Here is a 22702-nt window from a genome sequence, read left to right on the forward strand (position 1 = left end):
GGTTACATGTTTATGACTTTGTTACCTGGCGTTTTGTTTTATAAGTTTGATTGTTTGGGGTATTTCCTCATGCGCAAGGGGCATATCGATATTGAAATTAGTTTTTTTATTTGTAATTTTGATTGGCTTAGCTTAACAATAAAAACTCTTAGAGCCATGGGGAAGTTTAAACCAATTTTTGAGCGTTCGCTAACGGAACAATCTTCATTGCTGAAAAAGCAAATCAAAAATATACAACGAGAGAATTTAAATCTTGGGCTATATAATAGCTATCGCGATGAACTTTGTGTTAGTAACGACTTGCTTATTCATGAATATCATAATCGTAAAGAGTTAGTCCGGGTTAACTCCCAAACAGGTAAGGTTTATACTGTTAAAACATTTTCTTAAGTGAATAAACCGCAGCTATATGTTTTTGCCGGGCCAAATGGAGCCGGCAAAAGTAGCTTGTCTGCAGAAATGATAGCTCCTGGGACGAGTATTTTCGATGGAGATGTCGAATTCCTGAAATTAAAAAGAACCTTTTATGACCTTGATGAAGATTATATCCGGATGTCGGTCAATGATAATATTTTTCCCGCATGGAAGCTTGAAGTTATAAGTAAAGGTGCTGACGCAGCTTTTGAAACAAATTTCCGCACTGCCGAAGTAATAGACTCCGTTAAACAATTTGCAGTTAAAGGATACGAGACAAGGCTTATATTTATGGGCCTGGACTCGGTGGAAGCAAGTATTGATCGGGTAAATTTGAGAGTAGCAAAAGGCGGGCACAGTGTTAGCGTTGAAAATATAAATTATAATTACCAATATAGCCTTCTAAACCTCGGCCTTTTTTATAAGAGTTTTACATCTGTTCACCTTTATCAGAACTTTCAGGCACCAGGCGAATTAATAAAAATGACACCTTTAATGACTGTTGTGGGAGGCGAAATCGTGGAGGAAATAATTGAATTGCCTGAATGGGCAAAACAATTTGGGTTGAAATTGAAAAAATAAATTATTAGATGCAGTAAATCAACAGTTTCTCATTTTAGCAAAATTTCTGCCTTCAAATGATCATCTTCACCGCCTCGTCAGTAACATCCCATCCACATTAACCGTGCTTACTTTGCCCAGTTCATCAATGTTAAATGTAGCGCCAAGTTTGCCGTACTCCTTGCGTGCGTATGGGCCAACAAAAGTGTCATAGTTCCAGCAGGTGGCTTCGGCGGTTATAAAATTGTTGATGTTGAAAGTTAGTTTATCGGCTGCGGCTGTTATTACCACAGTTCCGTAAAGCGGATCGGAGTAGGTGCCGGCATAGGCTTTCAAGTCAAGTGTAGGATGGGTGCCCATCACCCGCTTGGCTTCATATTCTTTGGTTGATTTTTGCCGTTTGGCAAGGATATCTCCATAAAGTGCTAAGAATTCCTTGCTCCAGTCGCGGTTGCCGCCTAATGCAAAAAAATCAAAGGCTTTAAACATCAGGGCGTGACGCAATTCGGCGTGGTCAAGGTTGGCCAGTATGTATACGCCTACCTTTTTATCGACAATCATTCCGTTTATGGCAACGAGGCCGGTTAAGCTGCCGGTATGAAAATCAACTTTTTGCCCCTGGTAATCCTGCTGAAACCAGCCCAGTCCGTAAGTTATCCAATGGGGTTTGGTAACACGGGCTGTGGGGTAAAATTCACTCTCGGGGACAAAGGTTTGCGGTTTAAGCATCATGGCCCAGCTTTCGGGTTTAAGCAGGCGCTGGCTGCCGCTATACTTGGTGCTATCCAGCATGCAATTAACCCATTTGGCCATATCCTCTACGCTCGACCATACCCCACCGGCCGGGCTAATGGCATCCGTAACATCCTTTTGGGCTACAACAATACTACTATCAGCCTTAATGTGTGCTGATGATTGGTTGGGTACTCCTTTGATTTTGCTAAAGGTGGGTACAGAACGTATCATTTTTAGCGGTGTAAAAATCCTTTTCTGTACAAAATCTTGCCAGGGCATGCCGCTGGCTTTTTCAATCACTTTACCAGCGGTTACATAAAATATGTTCTGGTACACAAAGCCGGCCCTGAAGCCATATTCTGGTTTTACCAGGCGCAAACGGCGAAGCATCTCATCAGCCGGAATGTTCATGTAGGCCCATAAATAATCTGTATTGCCCACGCCGGTATCGTGCAAAAATAAATCGCGTACGGTTAGTTCGCGGGTTACGTAGGGGTCATATAGCTGAAAACCGGGCAGGTAATCTGTTACCTTATCATCCCAATGCAGTTTACCTTCGTCAACAAGCATGGCTGCACAGGCGGCGGTCATAGCCTTGGTTGTTGATGCAATAGCAAAAATAGTTTGCGCATCAACCTTATCGGGCTTGCCCAGTTCACGTACGCCATAGCCTTTGGCAAATATTACCTTGCCATCTTTAACTACTGCTATGGCCAGGCCCGGCACATGCCAGTCGGTAACGGCCTGCTGCACGTAGTTGTCAAACTCCTGAATATTGGGGTTGGTTTGCGCAAATGCAATGGCGGGGGCAAGGCATATAAATAGCAGGCATTTTAAGAGTTTCATGATTTTGGGCTAAAGGTTTTCTGCACTCAATATAGCGATAAAATATAACTTGGCCCGCTGCTGCTATCTAAATAAAAAGCACAAAAAATACCCCTTGCTTTAAGTGCAAAGGGTAGTGATTATAATTTGGCTAAAATGTTGATTTTAGTATGCAGCTGGCAGGTCGTCGTCGTCTGCGTACGTTACCTGTTCACCGTGTTTTACAGTCTTTGGCCCCTCGGCCTCAAAATCGCTTTTGCGACCAAGCATGGTAAAGTTTTCGGCAACTACTTCGGTAGTGTACTTTTTAATGCCGTCTTTATCTTCAAACGAGCGTGTGCGCAGTTTGCCTTCTATATAAACCAGTTTGCCTTTTTGTAAAAATTTTGCGGCCATATCTGCAAGGCCGCGCCACATTACAATATTGTGCCACTCGGTTTGCTCTATCTTGCGGCCATCCTTGTTAAATGTTTCAGAAGTGGCTAACGGAAAGCTTGTTACCGATACTCCGCCATCTAATGTACGCAATTCAGGGTCCTTGCCTAAATGGCCGACAAGGATAACTTTATTAATTCCAGACATGCCATAAAATAACGAAAAATTCTTTTATAAATTAAAAATATTTTTTATTAATATAAAAATGACCTTCGGAAGTGCCAATTCATGCAGGGTTTTCACGGGGATATAAGCCCAGTTTTGGTTCAATACGGATGGGAAATTATCGGTTTTAATCATCCGCACAAATAACCGCTGGTGGGTAAGGATGTGTTTTATTACGGGGGTATCTTCTATAATGTTCAGTTTATCGCCAAAAATACCGGTCACCCCGGGCAGTTTTGCCAGTTCGTGTGCCGGTAATAATGATGCGGTTTCAATCATGGGCAAATCGTACATATTGGCCCATATGTCTTTATCGCCTCTTTTATTCATTAAAACGGTTTGGCCATCGGTGATTAAAAAGTAATTAAAAAAGCGTTCGCGCACTTTTACGGTTTTTAATTTTACCGGCAAAGCTGTAGTTGCGTTGTTTAAAAAAGCGGCGCATCCCATATGTACGGGGCAAACGCCGCAGGCCGGGTTTTTAGGTTTACAAAGCATCGCCCCAAATTCCATCATGGCCTGGTTATGCAATGCTGCATTTTTCTTATTAAGCAAATCTGTTGCAAGCGACTGGAAAGTTTTTTTACCGCCGGCGGAATTAATGGCTTCATCAATTCCAAAATATCGCGCCAGCACCCTGCACACATTACCATCAACAACGGCCTTGGCCTCGTTTGATGAAAAGGAGGCAATGGCGGCGGCTGTGTACTCGCCGATGCCTTTTAGTTTAATTAATTCGTTGTAGGTTTTGGGGAACACGCCATTGTACATTTGCTGCACCAGCCGTGCGGTTTTAAGCATATTACGGCCACGCGAGTAGTAGCCAAGGCCCTGCCAAAGTTTAAGCACTTCATCCTCGCTGGCGGCCGCAAAATCGGTCACTGTTGGGTACTTTTCAACAAAGCGGTTAAAGTATGGCAAACCCTGCTCAACCCGGGTTTGCTGCAAAATAATTTCTGACAGCCATATGGTATAAGCATCGGTAGTATTACGCCAGGGCAGGTCGCGCTTGTTTGCAAGGTACCATTGTACCAGTTCGTCGGTAAAGTTCATTGGGGGTAAAGTTAATGAGGATAAAGGGGAAAGGTAAAAGGTAGCTGCGGTTGAGGGGAGAATAAAAGGAAAAGACGAAAGGTAAAAGATAGCTGCGGTTGAGAGGGTAACGGGCTTAAAAACCTTTCGCCTTTTACCTTTCACCTAAAAATAAAGCCTTTTGCCCTTGATTGTCTATACTTTGTAACGAAAATGTGCGTTTTAGGTACTGGGTAAAAAAAAACTGTTAAATATTTCGCACTTAAATATTAAAGCGATACTTTTGCAACCCCAAAACAGTTAAGTATTTATATAATTAAATAAGAAAAATTAGACATGACTAAGGCAGAAATTATAACTGAAATCTCATCTAAGACAGGTATCGAGAAAGTAGACGTGCAGGAAACTGTTGAGGCGTTTTTTAAAGTTGTTAAAAGCTCAATGGTAGGTGGCGAAAATGTTTACGTCAGAGGATTCGGTAGTTTTGTAGTAAAGAAAAGAGCAAAAAAGACAGCACGTAACATTTCAAAAAATACTGCCATCATTATTCCAGAGCATTTTGTGCCAAGCTTTAAACCAGCAAAAACTTTTGTTGAAAAAGTGAAAACAGGCAACAAAACCAGCAAATAATTTTAAAATATGTATAAGAAACAAATAGCCGTTAGTGTAGCAATAGTTGCTGTTATGGGCTATTTGTATTATTTACCTGTTAAAGGTTTAATAAAACCTAAAGAGGCCAAAAGCGATAAAACAACGGTACTTAACAGCCGTAAAGCTGTTACAACAGTAACGGTTGATATGGTATCTGAGCCCGCCAAAGCAGCAATTGGGGCAGCATTGGCAGCAAAGATAAATGACCTTGAAGGGCAATTGAAAACTGCATCGGGCGCTGATGCCGATAAGTTGCAGCTGCAACTTGCCAAACAGTGGGACGATGATAACCAACCCGCACCCGCGGCGTTTTACTACCAGGCCCTGGCCCGGAAAAATAACAAAGCCGAGGATTGGTTAAATGCAGGTGGCCGTTTTAACGATGCATACAAACTTACCCAGGATACTTTATTGCAGCCCGCTTTTGTAAGCAACGCTGCCGAGGCTTTTCAAAATGCCTTAAAGTTACAACCTGAAAGCCTTGCAGGCAAAACAGGATTAGGCGTAGCGTACGTAAATGGCGCAGGCGCACCTATGCAGGGGATAGCCTTGCTGCTTGAAGTAGTAAAAAAGGACCCGAATAACTGGAGCGCCAACCTTAATTTAGGAATGTTTGCCATGAAATCGGGCCAATTTGAAAAAGCAGTTGCAAGGTTTAAAACATTGCTTGCCCAAAAAACAGAGCTTGAGCCGGAGTTTTACCTGGCCGAAAGCTATAAGCAACTGGGCATGAAAAAGGAAGCCATTGAGGCTTACCAAAAGTGCAAAAGTATGGTGCCGGATCAAGCATTTGTGCAACGTATTGATGACGATATAAACGAATTAAAGAAGTAATCAACATTTAAAAATTATTATTATGCCCAGCGGTAAAAAACGTAAAAGACACAAAATGGCTACCCACAAACGTAAAAAACGTTTGAGAAAAAACAGACATAAAAAGAAATAGGCTGCGATAACCAAAGCAGATTTTACCCGCCTTTTTTAAAGGTGGGTACTTTTTATTATGAGTGTTTTTTACCCTCTTATTTACATACGGTGTTTACCGTTTTAAGAAATGGAGTAGCAGTTGATAAAAGAATTAATTATCGATTCATCCCCCAATGGGGCTACCATTGCATTATTACAGGACAAACAACTTGTAGAGCTTCATAAAGAGCAAATCAGCAACAATTATACTGTTGGTGATATTTACCTTGGGCGTATTAAAAAAATAATGCCCAGTTTAAATGCCGCTTTTGTGGATGTAGGCTACGAGAAGGATGCCTTTTTGCATTATCTTGATTTGGGGCCGCAGGTGCAAAGCCTGCTTAAGCTAACCAAGCAAGTACGTAGCGGGGGATATCAGTCAAAGCTGTTGGACGGCTTTAAGCTGGAAGCCGATATCAATAAGGGCGGAAAGATTTCTGACCTGTTGACAAAAGGCCAGCTTATACCTGTACAAATAGCCAAAGAACCTATATCAACCAAAGGGCCGCGCTTAAGTTCTGATCTTTCTATCGCAGGGCGATATGTAGTACTGGTTCCGTTTTCGGAAGCCATCTCTATCTCCAAAAAAATAAAAAGTAACACAGAGCGTAATCGCTTGCGCAAGGTTGTTGAAAGTATTAAGCCAAAGCATTTTGGCGTAATTATCCGTACGGTATCTGAAAGCAAGGGCGTTGAGGAATTACAGAAAGACTTGCTTGATCTGATATCAAAGTGGGAAGCATTTATTACCAGGTTGCCGTCTATCGAACCATCTAAAAAGGTTTTGGGCGAAATTGGGCGTACATCAACTATCCTTAGGGATATATTGAACCCCGATTTTCAGCACATCTACGTAAATGATAACAGTATGTTCGAAGAAATTCGGTCGTACATCCACGAGATTTCGCCGGATATGGAAAGTATAGTGCGCATGCATAAGCATAAGGAGCCTATATTTGAGCATTTTGGCGTTGATAAGCAGATTAAAGGGGCCTTTGGTAAAACTGTAAATCTTGCCGGTGGGGCCTACCTGGTAATTGAGCATACCGAAGCGTTGCACGTTATTGACGTAAACAGCGGTAACCGCACAGCCAGTAAGGAAAACCAGGAAGAGAACGCCTACCAGGTGAACAAAGAAGCGGCTAAAGAAATTGCCCGCCAGCTACGCCTGCGCGATATGGGCGGCATTGTGGTTATCGATTTTATTGATATGCACAAGCCCCAAAACCGCAAAGAGCTGTTTGACCACCTGCGTGCCGAAATGCAGCTTGACAGGGCAAAGCACACCATTTTACCGCCGAGTAAATTTGGGCTGGTGCAAATTACCCGCCAGCGTGTAAGGCCCGAAATGAATATTGTAACCAGCGAAGTGTGCCCTACATGTAATGGTACCGGTACCATTAGGCCAACCATTTTGCTGATGGACGACATTGAAAATAACTTCAATTATATATTGGACGAGCAAAACGAAAAGGGCATCACCCTATCTGTGCACCCATATATTGAAGCTTATATTAAACAGGGTATTTATACCCGCCAAATGAAATGGTTCCTGAAATACGGACAGTGGATTAAGGTTAAAAGCAATCCTGCTTACCAGATTACCGAATTTCACTTCTTCTCCTCAAAAGACGAAGAGATCAAATTATAAAAAATGTGCAGATTTCAGATTTCAAATGTGCAGATGTTTGAGAGATGAAAGGCCGGTTACAGATGTGCAGATGTTGATAAAACACCTGCACATTTTTTTTGGGGAGGGCGCCTCTGTTTAAGCTTTAAATTTAACAGGGGACCGCGTTTTTCTTTATTAAGCTTTAATAAACCGGACTTTTTATTTTTATTATTGCTTAATGAGAAGAAAAGACGACATTCTTTGGAAAGGGATCCTGGAAGATGTTTTTGACGATTTTTTGTGTTTTCTTAATCCTGAAGCTGCAGAGGTTTTCGACTTTGATAAAGGTTTCGAATTCCTGGATAAAGAGCTGGAACAGGTTTTCCCGCCCGAAAACAACGAGTACTCGCCAAAAGTGATCGATAAGCTGGTTAAGGTATTTACCAAAGCAGGCAAAGAAGAATGGATTTTGGTGCATGTGGAAGTGCAGGGCCAATATCAAAAAGATTTTGCCAGCCGCATGTACACCTATTTTTACCGCATACTGGATAAGTATCAAAAGCCAATAGTTGCCTACGCCATATTTACCGAAGCCAATACAAAAGTAAGGCCCGATCATTTTGCGATAGACTTTATGGGCACGAGCTTACGTTATACCTTTAATACCTACAAAATAGCCAGCCAAAGCGATGAAGCGCTGAAAGCCAGTGATAACCCTTTTGCCCTGGTGGTGCTTACTGCAAAGGCGGCGCTAGCAGGCAAAGACCTGAAAAGCAGCAGGGAGCGTGACGAACTATTGCTGAACTTAAAGCTTAACCTGACCAGGCTATTACTGGCCAAACAGATAGCGAAAGAAAAGATAAGGGTACTGATGAATTTTTTGAGGTATTACATACGCTTTGAAAATCAGGATATAAACACTAAATTTGAGCAACAGGTAGAAATTTTAACAGGAAGGAGCAACACCATGGGCATCGAAGAACTTTTATTAGACAGGGCTGAGAAAAAAGGCGAGAGAAAGGGTGAGAGAAAGGGTGAGAGAAAAGGCAGAAATGAAGGTGAAAAAGCAAAAGCTATAGCCATTGCCCGTGAAATGAAAAAAGAAGCCATGCCGGTTGCCCAGATCGAAAAATTCACCGGGCTTTCGGCTGAGGAAATAGAAAAATTATAAGCAAGCCACTGTAAATGCTAAAAAGGCCGTTACTTATAGTACAACGGTTAACCATAATTGGCTTTAATCCATCGTCATTAAATTTTAACTATCCGTTATTGAGTCCCCCAAAACTTATCAACTTACACAATTGAACAGCAAGCGGGAGCTTTATCCTGAAAAACTTCAACACAATTTCCCTGTCGGTTTAAGCTTAATATTAAGCCCGATTGAAGCTTTATAAAGTAACCAGGTTGTTTTTTATGGCATACATGGCCAGCCCTACCCGCGTTTTAAGTTCCAGTTTTTCGCAAAGTATATCGCGGTAACCCTCTGCAGTGCGTACGCTCACAAATAGTTTGTCGGCTATTTCCTTGTAAGTAAACTCGGTGCAGGTAAGTTTTAAAAATTCAATCTCCCTGTCGGATAATTTTGCAAAAAGGCCGGCGCTGTTTTTTGCTTCGGTTAATTGCATTACCGAGTTCATGACTTTGCGTGTTACCAGTTCATTGTAAAAGTATCCCCGGGTGGTTAGTTCATCAAAAGCCAGCTTTAATTCGGCGGGGTCGGCATCTTTTAGTACATATCCCTTTGCGCCGCTTTTAATCATTTTAATAATCGCCGCTTCGGCATCCATCGTACTAAGTGCAAGTGTTTTTATTGCAGGATAATTGGCCCGTAGCCAGGCCGTGGTGGCATATCCATCCATAACAGGCATGTTTATATCCATTAAAACAATATCTGGCAGGTTGCCCGGTTTTAATTGTGCTATAAAATCCTTGCCGTTTGAGGCATCACATGAAACATGATAGTTTGCAAAAAGATTGATCAAAACCGTAAGGCTTTTTCTGAAAAGCGCATGGTCATCAACTATTGCTATTTTTATTTTTTCACTCATAAGGTGTAATAATGGTAATTGTTGTCCCTATATCTGCCCCGCTCTCAATTATGGCTTTACCACCTATAATTGCCGCGCGCTTTACAATATTTTGCAGGCCAAGCCCATGCTGTTTACAGGTTGATGATTGGCTGTCAAATCCTTTTCCGTTATCGGTTATTTCAATTTTCAAATTATCAGTATCATATGTAAAATTAACGGTTACATCCGTGGCATTGGCGTGCTTGATCACGTTTTGAAAACTCTCCTGCATCATGCGGAATAAAATGAGCTTTTTTTCGTTTTTTATAACCCGTTCATCCCCTGTGCTATTAAGCGAAACCCGTATGATACCGGTTTGGCTTATTCGTTGTAATTCGTGCTTTACCATCTCGGGTAAATCTGAAAACAAAACACGCTCGGGGCTCAGGCTTTTGGCAATATCACGCAAATCGGTCATGGCTTTGCTAACGTTTTGTTTGGCTTCGGCCAACAAGGTTTTGTTCATAACCTCCTGTTGGTCCATAATATTCAGTTGCACTTTTAATACACTTAACGTTTGCCCAACGTTGTCATGAATTTCCATGCTGATGGTATCGAAGCTTTGTTCCTGTATTTCCAGCTGCGATTTTAGCAGCTGTTCGTTAAAGTTCGTCTTCATTGTTTCCCGCTCGTTAATAAACCTGTTGCTTTTGGCCCGCTGCAATAAAACCACAAAAAAAAGGAAGCCTAACAATAGCAACAGTAAAATAGTGACGAAGCAAATGGAAAATATTACTTGTTCTTTATCCATGTTTTTTTACATAAGAAGCCAATCGTAAAAAAACCGTATTCTATTACGCTAAGCGATGTAGTGATGATACCGTATACGCGCCCTTCGGGATCAAGTTTATTTGTAATTATATAATCGAAGAAACATAAATAAAGAAAATCTCCTACCGCTGCTATCATAATTCCGGTTGCTATCCAGAACATTGGGGTTCTAAAGAAACTAACATATTCATCAGCCATTAAAAGTTCTGTAAGATATAACATACAACAAAGCAAAGTAAGAAACTTGCCGGCGTTGCTTGCAAAAGGACTATAGATGAAAAAATGGCCCTGAATAAAAACCTCATAGATGTAGACCAATGTAAAAGTCAGGGCAATGAAAATTACTATGTTCTTAAAGATTTTCCGGCCGAGTGCTTTAAAAAAAACAACGAATAAAAATTCGAACTCAAAAAGTGTATAGCAATTAAAGATAAAATGGTTGCTTTTTTTTAATAATGCAGAATAAAGATAACCTACTGTTTGTATTAAAAAAGTAGCCAGCAAAAAATACGTAAAAAGCCGAAGCCACCGTGGCTCCAGCTTTTTGTAACGGATAAGCGATACGCCGAATGCAATTAGCAATGGGATTGAACCGATTATAATTTCGTCCATTCGATTGTTTTTAAATTAACTCAACAAAGAAGTAACCAAAGGACAATGGGGAGGGCATAACGGTATAACATCATCGCCCAGGCCAGAAAATCTGCCCAGAGTAATGCTATCTACAGGCCCTTTGTTTGCGTCATAATTCAATAAATCGTTGCTGTTTTCCGGCGAGGGGTTCTCTGGATGTATAGCGTCTCGGGTTGCTACCAAAATAACATTGTGTTTGCGCGGATAATCGGCATCGTCGTCACCATGGCGGCCATAATAAATCCTGATACCATTTGCATTGTTTTGGGCAATTAATTCCAATACCTCAGAAATGCTCACCCAGGCTGATTTTGCATCCCCTGCGGGCATAGTGCTCCTGTAATTATCAACCATTACCTTGATTGCGGCTGGAATAATTGGCTGATTGCCCGGAGCACCTAAGTCGTCGTTTAATTTTACTGGCATAATTTTGATTGTTTAATTGTGATTTAAGTTGTTAATTATCTAAATGTAATTTATTGTAAATGCTTGTGCAAGTTGCAATTACATTAAATTTTAGCCAATGGTATTAAACCCCCTTTTATCACCGTAAAAATACGGTAGCATATTACCGCCATTGTACACTAAAAAGCGTATCCGGAACCCGCCTAATTTTACAGCGCCATACCTATCGTATAGGCGCTTGTTTTTAAAAAACTACGCAGAAATCGTACGTTGAATTTAAGGTCGAGTAGGCAAGGGCATTTCAGCCCAAGCCTCTCACAGAACCGTACGTGAAGCTCTCACTTCATACGGCTCTTATTATACCATCAAACGTGTTTAAAAACAGTCCAGTAATAGAACATGGCCGGATAGCTGATTTTTAACTCACTTATCCATTTATGCGCTTCTCCATAACTGCCTCTAAACTTCCTGTACTTGTTTAATACCCATTTGGCTAAACGAAACTCAAAGCGTTTCATCAATGGTTGTAGGCCTCGTAGCTTAAATTTCCCATAGTACCTGATAATCCCTACCATTTGTAGGTTTATCTGATCGGCTATGTCTTGCATCGTTAAATCACTTCGCCGATGCCACCTGAGCTGCTTCCATCCTTCGATTATCCTCGATTGTGCTTTTTGACTTATGGTACTCCCATATCCTAAAAACAACCCTCCTTTTTTGGATATTATTGGTTTTGGTTTGAATGTGAACCCCAGAAAATCGAATTTCTTTCCATAGTCTTTCCTCTTGGGCCTTCGATAGTTCTGGCAGTATACCATTTTCGTCTTCTCTTCGCTAAGACGTAGTTTACATTCTGCAAGTCTTGCCCGGATAGCCTCCAGCAATTGTTTCGCTTCCGTTTCTGTGTGACAATGAATTACAATATCGTCCGCATAGCGTACAAATGCTACTCCGGGGTATTGCTTCAAAAGCCATTTGTCCAGTACATAATGCAAAAACAGGTTTGCTAATAAAGGGCTTATCACTCCGCCTTGTGGCGTACCTTGCCCTCCCTTTTGAATAAGTGTTCCATCGGGTTGTTGCGCCGGACTTTCCAGCCATCTCCTAATGTACATCTTTACCCATGGCTCCGCTACATGCCGCTCTACAGCTTTCATTAGCAGTTCATGGTCTACCTCATCAAAGAAACTTTTGATGTCCATATCAATCACCCATGCGTACCTGAGTACATTTTCATGGACTGCTGCTACTGCCTGATGGGCGCTTTTCAATGGGCGATAGCCATACGATTGATCTTGAAACTGTGCCTCTAAGCGTGGTTCTAAGTAATCCTTTACTACTTGTTGGGCAATCCGGTCGTTTACTGTCGGGATGCCTAACACCCGCTTCTTGCCGTTTGCTTTGGGTATCGATACTGAGCGAACTGGTTTGGGAAAATAACTGCCGGAGTTCATTCGGTTCCATAATACATACAGGTTGTCTAATAAGTTCACCTCAAAATCTTCGAGGCTTTCTTTATCTACTCCTGCTGATCCTTTGTTTGCCTTTACTTTCCGATAGGCTTTCTTTACCATTTCTTTCGTTACCGGTACTGGTCTTGATGTTGTCTCAAACATTTTAATCCTCCTTCTTTTTAAAGTTGTTAGAATATTCTTAACTGTATAATTGATGCCCTTCGCTCCACCTTCATTACAAAGGCTTCTTCACTACTACAGCATCATCCGTCATCCTTAACAGCTTCGGTATTCGGCCTCACGGGTATTGCCCGCTTGTGCCTTTCTCTTAACATCCGTTAAGGACTTCCCGTGTTTCGTATAAAAGCCTGAATAAGAGTCATGCCACCTCTATGACGATTGCCTTATAGCCAGTATGCAAGTTCCCGCTATAATCTTTCACTAATACGCAAGAACATTAGCTTTTGACAATGGGTTTCGCTCTCTCATCACTTCATCGATGGTTCATTTGCATTCATCTCTCTTTTTCATACCTGACTATTTCCCGTAGCCTTTTCCTCTTTCCGTTCAATACCTAACTATTACTAATCAAGCACCGAGAGGTGGTTTAATGCCTCTGCTTGCACAGCGACACTGGTAGGCCTACTACCATCTTTTATACAACATTTACTTACCTTTATTCAGAAGGCTCGTAATTCACGGCACACCCGCGTTAGCTTATGACAATGTATTGAGCGGCATTTATGCCCGGCGAAACAAAAAGCAGGTTTACTGCCGATGGAGTATTGCGGTTTAGGGTTACCGATGATTTGTGGATACCAATTGATATTAAATATGATCCCAAAGCCGGTAAGGTTTTTGGCTTCCTGAACATCACCTCGAACTTTGACTGGCTTTGGGCTAAATCAAAAACATCGGGCACCAATTAGCTTTATCTGAATGTTGGTTTATTATTATTCCGGTTATTGGCGTGCCCTGGTTATTTGGCGGTTTGCCGGGGTTATTTTAGCCAGCCTGGCATCTTCTTTCAGTTAATTTTTTTAATTGTTTGTCACATCAATAAAACAAAACTAACTTTTTGCCGTTTTATATACATCACGGAATCCGGAGAGGTTGGTAGAATAGCCTATCCAGGTTTTTAAGATTAAACGACAGAAACAGGGCCACAGAAGAAATTTTGCGGCCCTGTTTCGTTAGGCACACCCTGCGGCTATGATGTCTTCCCCTGCGGTCTGTTCCCCCACCCCGGGCAGCGAAAAAAAACATTCTCCTACCCCGGCGTCTGTGTCCTCACAGGCGGCAACTTTCCCAACCGTTGTCTTTGCCCCCTAAGCAATTCCAAATAGCGCCTGTGAGGACGCAGATCGTGGACGTTAAAACGCTCCCTCTTATTTCATAATTTTATAACACTAACTAAACTCACAAGTTATTTTAAATTATGACAAAAAATCAAAGCAAGGTTTTTGCTTATTTATTACATTCGTTGCTTTTACAAGCGCCCCTGCATTTAAACGACGATAAATTCACAATTATTCCTTAATCAGGAATAACCACCTTTCGCCTTACACAATTTGGGGGTAGCCAAAACAATACTTTCATGGAAGATAAATTTAGGTTATCCGAATATAAGGTTCTTATATATCGCCTGTTTTTAGGTTACCTGTTCTATTTTATAGCCCGGGTTTTATTTTTTGCCTATAACACGCACCTGCTGGCCGTTGATAATCTTTCCACGCTGTTAAAACTTTGCTATTACGGGATGGCTTTTGATACCACTGCCCTACTCTACGTTAACAGCTTATTTATTTTATTAAGCATACTGCCTTTAACCGTAAACACCCGGCCGGGCTATCAAAAAGGCATTACCATTTTATATTTTGTGACCAATTTTTTGGCCTATGCCACAAATTTTGTCGATATCATTTACTATCGCTTCAGCCAGGTACGCTCAACCAAAGCGGTACTTGATGTATTGGCCGATGAAACCAATAAAAAAGCACTGCTCGAGCATTTCACCTGGGCCTATTGGTATATCCTGGTGATATACATATTGTGTTGTATTTGCTGGGTTTGGCTGTACTCCCGCGTAAAAGTTAAACCGCGGCCTGTAAAGCATTTGCAGCCCTACTTTATAACATCGGTAGTTTTGCTACTTGTTGCTGTGGCGCTGGTTATCGGCGGTATCAGGGGCGATTTTGCACACAGTACCAGGCCTATCAACATGGTTGATGCCTATAAACACGTTACTGTGCCCAACCAGGGCGATGTGGTTTTAAATACCCCCTTCGCCATTATCCGCACAATCAGCAGCAACAATTTTAAGCTTCAGCATTGGACAACTACAGATTATATTAACGCCAACATTAAACCCATAAAACAATACAACAGTAAGCCCGCTGCAAAACCCAACGTGGTGATCATTATTTTAGAAAGCATGGCCAAAGAGTATTGGGGCAGCATGAACAAGGGGGCCAACATTCCCGGCTTTGCATCGTACACCCCGTTTTTAGATTCGCTTTCAGATAATAGCCTGATATTTACCAACGCCTACGCCAATGGCCGCCAGTCTATTCACGCTATGTCATCGGTTTTGGCGGGCATTCCTTCGTTTCAAACAGCATTTACATCATCACCTTTTGCCAAGCAAAAAATCGAATCTATTGTATCAGTATGTAACAGCATGGGATACCAAACTTCGTTTTTTCATGGCGCGGCAGATGGTTCGATGGGCTTCCAGGGCTTTGGCAGCATTTTAGGGTTTAAAAATTATTACGGCAGAACAGAATATAATAACGACAGGGATTTCGACGGCATCTGGGGCATTTGGGATGAGCACTTTTTTCAGTTTATGGGCAAAACACTCAGTACCCAAAAACAGCCCTTTATGGCCACTTTGTTCAGCCTGTCATCGCATGACCCATATCAACTGCCCGAAAAATATAAGGCCAGGTTTAAGGGTGGCCCCCTCGCAATTGATAAATGCGTTCAATATACTGATAACGCGCTGCGGATATTTTTTAACTATGCCAAAACCCAGCCATGGTACAGCAACACGATTTTTGTAATAACTGCTGACCACACCAGCCAAACGTACTATCCCGAATACAGTGAGGGCGTTAACCGTTTTGCTGTGCCGATATTGTTTTATAGCGCCAATAATGCCTATGGACTAAAGGGCGTGCGCACCGATCTGGCCTCGCAAATGGACATATACCCATCGGTTGCAGATTTAATAGGCTACAACAAACCCTTCAGGTCGTGGGGCCGAAGTTTGATTAACCCTGCACCTGCCGAATTACCAAGGGTAATCAACTCCACCGGCAATATTTATCAGCTGATGCAGGGCAATTACACCTATTTGTTCGACGGGAAAAATATTACCGGGATATACGCCGTTGCCGACAAAGGCCTGAAAAAAAACCTGATGACTAACAACCCGAATCCCGAAATGAATACCGGCATAGCCGATTGCAAAGCCTTCATCCAGGATTATGCCGACAGGATTGTAAATAAGAAGCTGAATTGAGGCGGAACGGCGATCATATTAAGAATGTGCAGATTTCAAATTCCAGATGTGCAGATTGAATTTGTACATCTGAAACGGCGAAGCCCTCAACGTAGTTAACCTGCACATCTGGCTCATTTAGTCAAAAACTTGTCTATTGCTTTTACGGCGCTTTCATACCTATCTGTGCCGATGCCCGATATCAGCACATAATCAGCATTAAGGGCACGAAGTTCTTTATGCCAAACATCCATGAAATACTCCCGTTTGGTAGGGAAATTGCGTAACGGATCATCCTGCCAGGGCAGATCTATGTTGAGCAGGAGGTATAAATCGTAAGGGTGCCGCGGCAATTCGTCCAATACTTCCTGGGGCGAGCGGCCAAACATTTCTTCGCTCCATATTTTTACGGTGATAAAAGTGGTATCGCAGATCAGGATCTTGTTGGCCATAGGCAGCAACTGCTGTTCCAAAGCCCGTTGGCCGTAAAACATATTGATTTCATCCTGCCAGGTGCAGGGTTCCGTCAGTTTTTCGCAATAACCACGCGCGTACTCAGGTACAGCAATGGTTTGATAATGCGCCGCCAGGTAATCAGACATGGTTGATTTTCCCGTCGATTCGGGGCCTACTACTGCTATTTTGGGGATGTGGGGCATGAGTTTAAAATTTCAAATGTGCAGATATGCAAATTTCAGATGTGCAGATGATGTATTGACTTCGTCTTGCACATTTGTTAATAGCTAATTGTTTTTGATTTCATCTGCACATTTGAAATCTGCACATTTACTCCATCTGCACACCTGCTATCGCTCCAGCTTTGCTATCCTTGTTGGTGTATCTGTACCGGCAACAATACTGCGCGAGCTTAGCGCAATAGCCCTGATGGTTGATGTAATATTACTTACATCTAACGAGCCAAACTCGTCTTTAACGGTATGGTATAGTTTGTCAATATCTATCTGATCGGTTGATATGGTATGCGCGGGTACGCCAAGCCTGGCCAGCGTTGCATTATCGCTGCGGTAAAACAAATCCTGCTCGGGGTATGGGTCGGGGTAAAATTTAAAAGCCGTACCATCCAGGTTTTTTTGCAGGATCTTGCCGAAATCCGAACGCTCATAACCGGTTATAAATGCGGAATTTTGGCCAAATTTCGATGCTTTGCCAATCATTTCGATATTAAACATGGCAACCGTTTTATCGGGGTTTACCTGGCCTGAGAAGTATTGCGATCCGTAACCGCCAATTTCTTCGGCACAAAAAGCAACAAAAATGAGGGTGCGGGCGTTGTTTTTTAGCTTTTTATAATATTTAGCCAATGATATTACCGCCGTTGTGCCCGATGCATCGTCATCCGCGCCGTTGGCAATGCTATCGCCTTCCATCGGTTTAAGGATACCCAGGTGGTCATAATGGCCCGAGAATACTACAAACTCATCCGGTTTGGTTTTACCGGGTATCATGCCGGCAACATTAAACAAAGGAAGTTCTTCGCTTTTGATTTCGTAGCGCACATCAAATGCGGTTACTTTATCAAAACTCCCCAGCACAAATACAACAGGCGGCGTTGTTTTACCTTTAAATATTACACTGCCCCTGCCGGCAAACCCGCGTACGCGTGTAAACAAATCTTTAAATTTAGGGTCTACCAGCACCAGCGATTTTTTGCCGCTACGTGTAATGGCGCCGTACTCCTGCCTGAAATTTTTATCGCCGGTTACCTGTACCACCTGTACATCGGCATTGGTGGCCCAGCTAAATGATTCGCTTCCGGTTGCAAAAGCGCTGTCAGCCGCAATACTTTTGCCGTTAATGCGCAGCGTTAATTTAACGGGGGTAGAACGGATCATTTTAAAATCCTGCCTGAAACCGGTGTTACCTGCCAGTGGCGTTAAGCCAATGCTTTTAAACTCGCCTTCAATAAATTTGGCGGCTTTTTCGATGCCTGGGGTAAATGTCGCGCGGCCCTGCATATCATCTGCCGACAGGGTTTTAATAATGCGGCCTACATTTTTTTCTTTAATCAGCTTATTTACATTTTGGGCAAAACCCAACGCGGTAATTGCTGATAATGCTACGGTTACTATAAAAATCTTTTTCATTTATTATTTAACTTTTGATTGCAACCAATTGTTGCGGAATGTTTCCTGTTCTTTTGATAATGGCTTGCCTGCTTTTTCAAAGGTAACTACTTCAAAATTAGGATTTGCCTCTAATACTATGGTTGTTTCGTGGCTGCCGGTGCGGTTTTTATAATTTATGGTAAGCTTATCGCCCGGCTTTTTATCTGTAAGCTGGTCGTCAAAACCTTTCTGGTCTTTAATGTCAGCGCCGTTTACCTTCAATATCACATCACCTGCATCCAGGCCGGCCTTATATACCGGCGAGCCGATAATGGTGCTTGATAGTATGGGCAAACCTTCGGCATTACCGCACGAGGCTGGCCTGCCCTGCCACGGCCTGCGGTGGTTGCCAATGATCCTGCCCAGCCTTTTTCGGGGTTAATTTTGCGTAAAACCAAACCTGCTTTGGCCAATAACTCTTCGTAATTGTTTTTATCAATGCCGGTAATGTATTTCCTAAAAAAGTCGGCAGCAAATTTGGGGTTGGTTATTTTGCCCAGGTCGGTTTGCAAATCAGGAATGGTATAAGGTTTCATTACCTTACCACGGCTTAGCCAAACCTGGCGCATATAATCGTCAAGCGTAATATTGAAATCGCTGCGCAGGCGCAAGTCAAGCGCGAGGGCAATGGCGCCGCCATAGGTGTAGTAACTGGTAAAATCATTGGCGTTGTTGTTCGGGTCGATAGAAACACCCGCATCTGCGTATACCGAATAACGGCTCATTTGGGTTGCGGGATATTTAGCAGCGGCAGGGGTGTTTAATACCTGGTTTACCAGTCCTGCTACGGTGCCGGTATAATCATCAAGATCAATAAAGCCTGAGCGTACCAGCAGCAGCTCACCATAGTATTGGGTAAAGCCTTCGGCAAACCAAAGCTCGCTGCTCATGTTGGCATGCTCAAAATTGAAAGGCTCCAATGATTTTGGGCGGATGCGTTTCACATTCCAGCTATGGAAGTATTCGTGCGCATAAACTCCTAACAGCCTTTTTTCCAAACCTTCAACCTTAGGGGCAGGTATGGTGATGCAGGTTGAGTTACGGTGCTCCATACCATCGCCTGATGTGGTTGGATGGATGTCGCTGATAAAAGTATATTCGCCATAATCGTAGGCCGGGAATTCGCCAAATACGGCTTTTTCTTCTTGTACCATCCGGGCAACCATTTTGCCGAAATTATCTATCACGGCCTGGCTATCATCGGAGTGAACGGTAAGGTTTATCTTTTCTTTTTTATTGTCATAATTAACCACATCCCAGCTGGCAATTTTATAATCAGACAGTTCCGTTGGGCAATCCATCATGTATTGCAGGTTGGGAGCGCTGTACACATTTTTATCCTCATGTTTTAGCTGAGTAGCCACATGCCAGCCATATTTATCTAAATCGTTAAATTGGAAGGTAAGCGGCCTTTTGTCCTGCCCAACAACCCACATAAAAGTGGCAGGCATGTTCAGGTGGGCGTGGCTTGGGTCGATGCTGGCGTAAGTGCCATCTGTCCAATTGCCAAAAAGGGTGTAGCTTACTTTAACGGTTGATGGGTGCTCCTCTATCGAGTAAACATCGCCTTCAACCTGCTTCAATTCAAGGGCCTTGCCGTTTACATCGGTAGCGGCAACATTATAAATATTTTTACCAAACTCATGCGTGGCATAGCGGCCGGCAGATGAACGGCTCATCCTAACCAGCAAAGGGCCGGTTGGGGCCTGCGGAATGGTGATGGTAATCTCGGCCTCGTGGTGGGCAGCATTAGGGAACGATATGGAATAATAAATAGCTTTTGGTGCATCCTGCTGGGCCATGGCAGCGGCCGAAAACAGGGAAGCAAGCGCGAGTAGTAATGTTTTTTTCATGTATTATGATTAGCAGCGATGAAATTACAACTAATCGGCCAATTGTAATATATCAATATCATTACAGATGTGCAGGGCTCCAATATTGTATTTTAAAGCAAAGAGGCAAAGCCGCCAGGAGTTAAGCCTTTTTACGCTGAGCCTTTTCTGGCTTTGCGCGAAAGAATCTTTAATATATCAGTTACACCAATTACACGTATTTTTGAATTATGAAAAGACTGATACGCAGTTTTGGTTTTGCTTTTAAAGGATTAAGGTATGCTGCGGCAACGCAACCCAATTTCAGGATACACCTGGTATTGGCTTTCATTGCGGTTATGCTGGGTTTTGCGCTCCATATTGCCTTTGCAGAATGGCAATGGATTATGCTGGCCATTGCCCTTGTACTGGTAATTGAGCTTTTAAATACCGGGATTGAAACGTTAACCGACCTGGTATCGCCGGATTATAATGAAATGGCAGGCAGAGTTAAAGATGTTTGCGCCGGCGCAGTGGTAATAGCGGCCTTATTTGCGCTTATAACAGGCATCGTAATATTTTTACCAAAACTTATTTTACTGGTAAGGCATGCTGCATAAAACCCGTGGTATAGTATTTAAAGCCACCGATTATGGCGAAAGCAGTGTAATTGTGCAAATTTTTACCGAGAAGTTCGGCTTGCAATCATACATCATAAACGGGGCCAAAAAGCCAAAGGCAAAAATAGGCCGCAATATGTTGCAACCCCTGCACCTGCTTGATTTGGTTGTTTACCATAAAAACACCGGCAGCGTACAGCGCATAGCCGAGCTTAAAAATTCGCCTGTATTACAAAGCATCCCTTATGATGTGATTAAAAGCTGCATCGCTATTTTTTTAAACGAGGTGCTATACAAATCCATCAAACAGCAATCGGCCGAAGAGAATATTTTTGATTTTGTTTTTAGCGCGATAGAGTGGCTGGATCATCAGACAGGCAACGTAGCCAACTTCCACCTGTTGTTTTTAACCCGGCTTACACGGTACCTGGGGTTTTATCCCGACAGGGCGCTGATTGATAACGCCGATTACTTCGACCTGAAGAACGGCACGTTTAGCAAATATAAGCCGGATACGGTAATGTACCTTTCGCCGCCGCATACGCAAAACTTTAGCCTGCTGCTTAAAAGCAGTTTTGACAGCATGGATGAGCTGAAACTAACCAACGACGAGCGGCGTTACCTGATCCAAAAATTAATGGAGTATTATGCCCTGCATATTGAGGGCTTTGGCAATATCCGGTCGGGCGATGTGCTGGAAGAGGTTCTTTCCTAAGCCTTGAACCGGAAGTCTTAAGTTTTAAGTCAAAAAAAGATCTTCTTTATAAACCAATGCCGTTGAGTTGAAAGTTCTTTTCTCTCCTAAAAGATGGGTTATAATATGGCGTTGGTGAATATTATTATTGCCGGTTGGATGCTTTATTTAAGTATAAATACGGGCCTAAAATAAAAAAAGAGATAGCCAGGTGGCTCTCTCTTTTTTTTTAAGTTGACTGACCTCATTATTTACCATAAAGAACTAATTGGTTAGATCGATAATAACAATTAGGACAAATATAAGCACTATAGGGTTAGTAGACTAATTTTTGGCAAAAAAAGCTTCATTTTTATGAAAAAACGCCATATTTTGATTAAAAAGGCGTGTTTTTTGAAAAAAAGGCCCTTATTTTGCCATTTTTTCAATCAAAAATCACAAAAATGACTCTCTTTTAACTGCGGATCTCAGTGGTCTTTGCCTTTCAACCTATCATTGGCCGGGGTGAAAAATGGCAGAAATATTATTTTATTTGCTTAGTTGGTGGCAGAAATTTAATACCCCCCACACGGAGGTATTGCAACGTTACATCAAATCTGATGGGGGCTTTGGTCGGCGTGATCTTAACACTTTTATATTTGTCGGCCAGCCAATAAAAAACCTTATTAACACTATCTGGCAAACTCCCGTCCTGGGCCGTGATGCGCTTTACCTTTCCCTGGTAATAAATAATCAGTTCCAAACTTTGATCGTCGGCGCTATGGTCATAGCGGTTGGCAAGTTTTTTATAATGAATAGCTTCCAGCTTCATGTTCAATGTATCCCAGGTTTGTTTGCTTATTGTACCCGAATAATAACCTTTAATAACTTTCGTTTTATTGCCCTGCAAAAGCTTGCCACCATAAAATTTAAAGCTGAGCGAACTATCTATACTTGTAGCAGTGAACTGGCAGGGGCCAAAGCACCCGCCTGTGGCAATTTCTATTTTGGTTATCTCGTTGTTCCTGGGGGCTAACGGCTTATTACAGGCCATGAGCAATCCCACTAAAAACAGCACCAGAACAATACCATTAACAAACAAACTTTTGCGTGATTCCATTACATGTTAGTTAAAATTACCCACTATATCGGTGATGCTAAAGTTGCAGTTTATATCGACAGTTTCAATGCGGCCTATAACTGGAGTATATAATACTGCTCTAAAACCAACAAATCCGG

General features: G+C 42.3%; 23 protein-coding genes. 10 read left to right on the plus strand and 13 right to left on the minus strand.

The genetic code is table 11. The features are described from left to right. Positions 1–6 precede the first annotated feature (6 nt). Positions 7–390 (plus strand): hypothetical protein, encoded by a 384-nt coding sequence (locus PQ469_RS28160; protein ID WP_274210643.1) that lies wholly within the window; start codon positions 7–9, stop codon positions 388–390. Then, a complete protein-coding gene (locus tag PQ469_RS28165) occupies positions 391–996 on the plus strand; it encodes an ATPase (protein WP_274210644.1) in 606 nt (201 codons plus the stop codon). Between the two features lie 66 nt (positions 997–1062). On the opposite strand, the gene PQ469_RS28170 is transcribed toward PQ469_RS28165, so the two are convergent. From PQ469_RS28170 to mutY, 3 genes are all read right to left on the minus strand, one after another. Next, positions 1063–2556, minus strand: coding sequence for a serine hydrolase (locus tag PQ469_RS28170; RefSeq protein WP_274210645.1), 1494 nt, complete (start codon positions 2554–2556; stop codon positions 1063–1065). Between the two features lie 144 nt (positions 2557–2700). Continuing rightward, the gene (locus PQ469_RS28175) at positions 2701–3117 is read right to left on the minus strand and encodes a single-stranded DNA-binding protein (RefSeq protein WP_274210646.1); all 417 of its coding nucleotides are present in this window, start codon (positions 3115–3117) and stop codon (positions 2701–2703) included. 24 nt (positions 3118–3141) lie between these two features. Continuing rightward, a complete protein-coding gene (gene mutY / locus PQ469_RS28180) occupies positions 3142–4188 on the minus strand; it encodes an A/G-specific adenine glycosylase (RefSeq protein WP_274210647.1) in 1047 nt (348 codons plus the stop codon). Positions 4189–4503: 315 nt separating this feature from the next. On the opposite strand from mutY, the gene PQ469_RS28185 reads away from it, so the two are divergent. The 4 genes from PQ469_RS28185 to PQ469_RS28205 all read left to right on the plus strand — a co-directional run bounded on the left by PQ469_RS28185 (position 4504) and on the right by PQ469_RS28205 (position 8567). Beyond that, positions 4504–4797 (plus strand): HU family DNA-binding protein, encoded by a 294-nt coding sequence (locus PQ469_RS28185; RefSeq protein ID WP_076378439.1) that lies wholly within the window; start codon positions 4504–4506, stop codon positions 4795–4797. A 9-nt stretch (positions 4798–4806) separates the two neighbouring features. After that, entirely contained in the window at positions 4807–5652 is an 846-nt protein-coding gene (locus PQ469_RS28190) for a tetratricopeptide repeat protein (RefSeq protein ID WP_274210648.1), read from the plus strand. A gap of 232 nt (positions 5653–5884) precedes the next feature. Continuing rightward, a complete protein-coding gene (locus PQ469_RS28200; RefSeq protein ID WP_090651588.1) occupies positions 5885–7435 on the plus strand; it encodes an Rne/Rng family ribonuclease in 1551 nt (516 codons plus the stop codon). Between the two features lie 199 nt (positions 7436–7634). Then, entirely contained in the window at positions 7635–8567 is a 933-nt protein-coding gene (locus tag PQ469_RS28205; RefSeq protein WP_274210649.1) for an RpnC/YadD family protein, read from the plus strand. 217 nt (positions 8568–8784) lie between these two features. On the opposite strand, the gene PQ469_RS28210 is transcribed toward PQ469_RS28205, so the two are convergent. The 5 genes from PQ469_RS28210 to ltrA form a co-directional block, all read right to left on the minus strand. Then, positions 8785–9444, minus strand: a complete 660-nt coding sequence (locus PQ469_RS28210; protein ID WP_274210650.1) for a response regulator transcription factor — start codon at positions 9442–9444, stop codon at positions 8785–8787. After that, a complete protein-coding gene (locus tag PQ469_RS28215) occupies positions 9437–10216 on the minus strand; it encodes a sensor histidine kinase (protein WP_274210651.1) in 780 nt (259 codons plus the stop codon). Before PQ469_RS28215 ends, PQ469_RS28210 begins: the two co-directional genes overlap by 8 nt. Continuing rightward, positions 10198–10848, minus strand: a complete 651-nt coding sequence (locus PQ469_RS28220; RefSeq protein WP_274210652.1) for a hypothetical protein — start codon at positions 10846–10848, stop codon at positions 10198–10200. Before PQ469_RS28220 ends, PQ469_RS28215 begins: the two co-directional genes overlap by 19 nt. A 15-nt stretch (positions 10849–10863) precedes the next feature. Further along, positions 10864–11295 carry a hypothetical protein gene (locus PQ469_RS28225; protein ID WP_274210653.1) on the minus strand — a complete coding sequence of 144 codons (432 nt, stop codon included), beginning with the start codon at positions 11293–11295 and terminating at the stop codon, positions 10864–10866. A gap of 344 nt (positions 11296–11639) precedes the next feature. Continuing rightward, a complete protein-coding gene (ltrA, locus tag PQ469_RS28230) occupies positions 11640–12890 on the minus strand; it encodes a group II intron reverse transcriptase/maturase (protein ID WP_274210654.1) in 1251 nt (416 codons plus the stop codon). A 581-nt stretch (positions 12891–13471) separates the two neighbouring features. Here ltrA and PQ469_RS28235 point away from each other — a divergent pair. After that, positions 13472–13657, plus strand: a complete 186-nt coding sequence (locus PQ469_RS28235) for a hypothetical protein (RefSeq protein ID WP_274210655.1) — start codon at positions 13472–13474, stop codon at positions 13655–13657. A 668-nt stretch (positions 13658–14325) separates the two neighbouring features. Further along, complete coding sequence (locus PQ469_RS28240; RefSeq protein WP_274210656.1) at positions 14326–16254, plus strand: LTA synthase family protein; 1929 nt, start codon at positions 14326–14328, stop codon at positions 16252–16254. Positions 16255–16367: 113 nt separating this feature from the next. Here PQ469_RS28240 and PQ469_RS28245 read toward each other — a convergent pair whose 3' ends face one another. From PQ469_RS28245 to PQ469_RS28260, 4 genes are all read right to left on the minus strand, one after another. Next, entirely contained in the window at positions 16368–16892 is a 525-nt protein-coding gene (locus PQ469_RS28245; protein ID WP_274210657.1) for an ATP-binding protein, read from the minus strand. A gap of 147 nt (positions 16893–17039) precedes the next feature. Continuing rightward, positions 17040–18338, minus strand: coding sequence for a M20/M25/M40 family metallo-hydrolase (locus PQ469_RS28250; protein WP_274210658.1), 1299 nt, complete (start codon positions 18336–18338; stop codon positions 17040–17042). A gap of 3 nt (positions 18339–18341) precedes the next feature. Next, on the minus strand, positions 18342–18653 hold the full coding sequence (locus PQ469_RS28255; RefSeq protein ID WP_274210659.1) for a PDZ domain-containing protein: 312 nt from the start codon (positions 18651–18653) through the stop codon (positions 18342–18344). Beyond that, positions 18584–20212: a M61 family metallopeptidase gene (locus PQ469_RS28260; protein ID WP_274210660.1), complete on the minus strand. Its 1629-nt coding sequence runs from the start codon at positions 20210–20212 to the stop codon at positions 18584–18586. The genes PQ469_RS28255 and PQ469_RS28260 overlap by 70 nt, the downstream gene beginning before the upstream one ends. Positions 20213–20421: 209 nt before the next feature. Here PQ469_RS28260 and PQ469_RS28265 point away from each other — a divergent pair, with 209 nt between their 5' ends. Next, positions 20422–20790, plus strand: coding sequence for a diacylglycerol kinase (locus PQ469_RS28265; RefSeq protein WP_274210661.1), 369 nt, complete (start codon positions 20422–20424; stop codon positions 20788–20790). After that, positions 20780–21505: a DNA repair protein RecO gene (recO, locus tag PQ469_RS28270; protein WP_090651568.1), complete on the plus strand. Its 726-nt coding sequence runs from the start codon at positions 20780–20782 to the stop codon at positions 21503–21505. The genes PQ469_RS28265 and recO overlap by 11 nt, the downstream gene beginning before the upstream one ends. Positions 21506–22007: 502 nt before the next feature. Here recO and PQ469_RS28275 read toward each other — a convergent pair. After that, positions 22008–22583, minus strand: coding sequence for a DUF6438 domain-containing protein (locus PQ469_RS28275; RefSeq protein ID WP_274210662.1), 576 nt, complete (start codon positions 22581–22583; stop codon positions 22008–22010). Positions 22584–22702: the final 119 nt, after the last annotated feature.

The sequence above is a fragment of the Mucilaginibacter sp. KACC 22773 genome, assembly GCF_028736215.1.
Taxonomy (GTDB): Bacteria; Bacteroidota; Bacteroidia; order Sphingobacteriales; family Sphingobacteriaceae; genus Mucilaginibacter.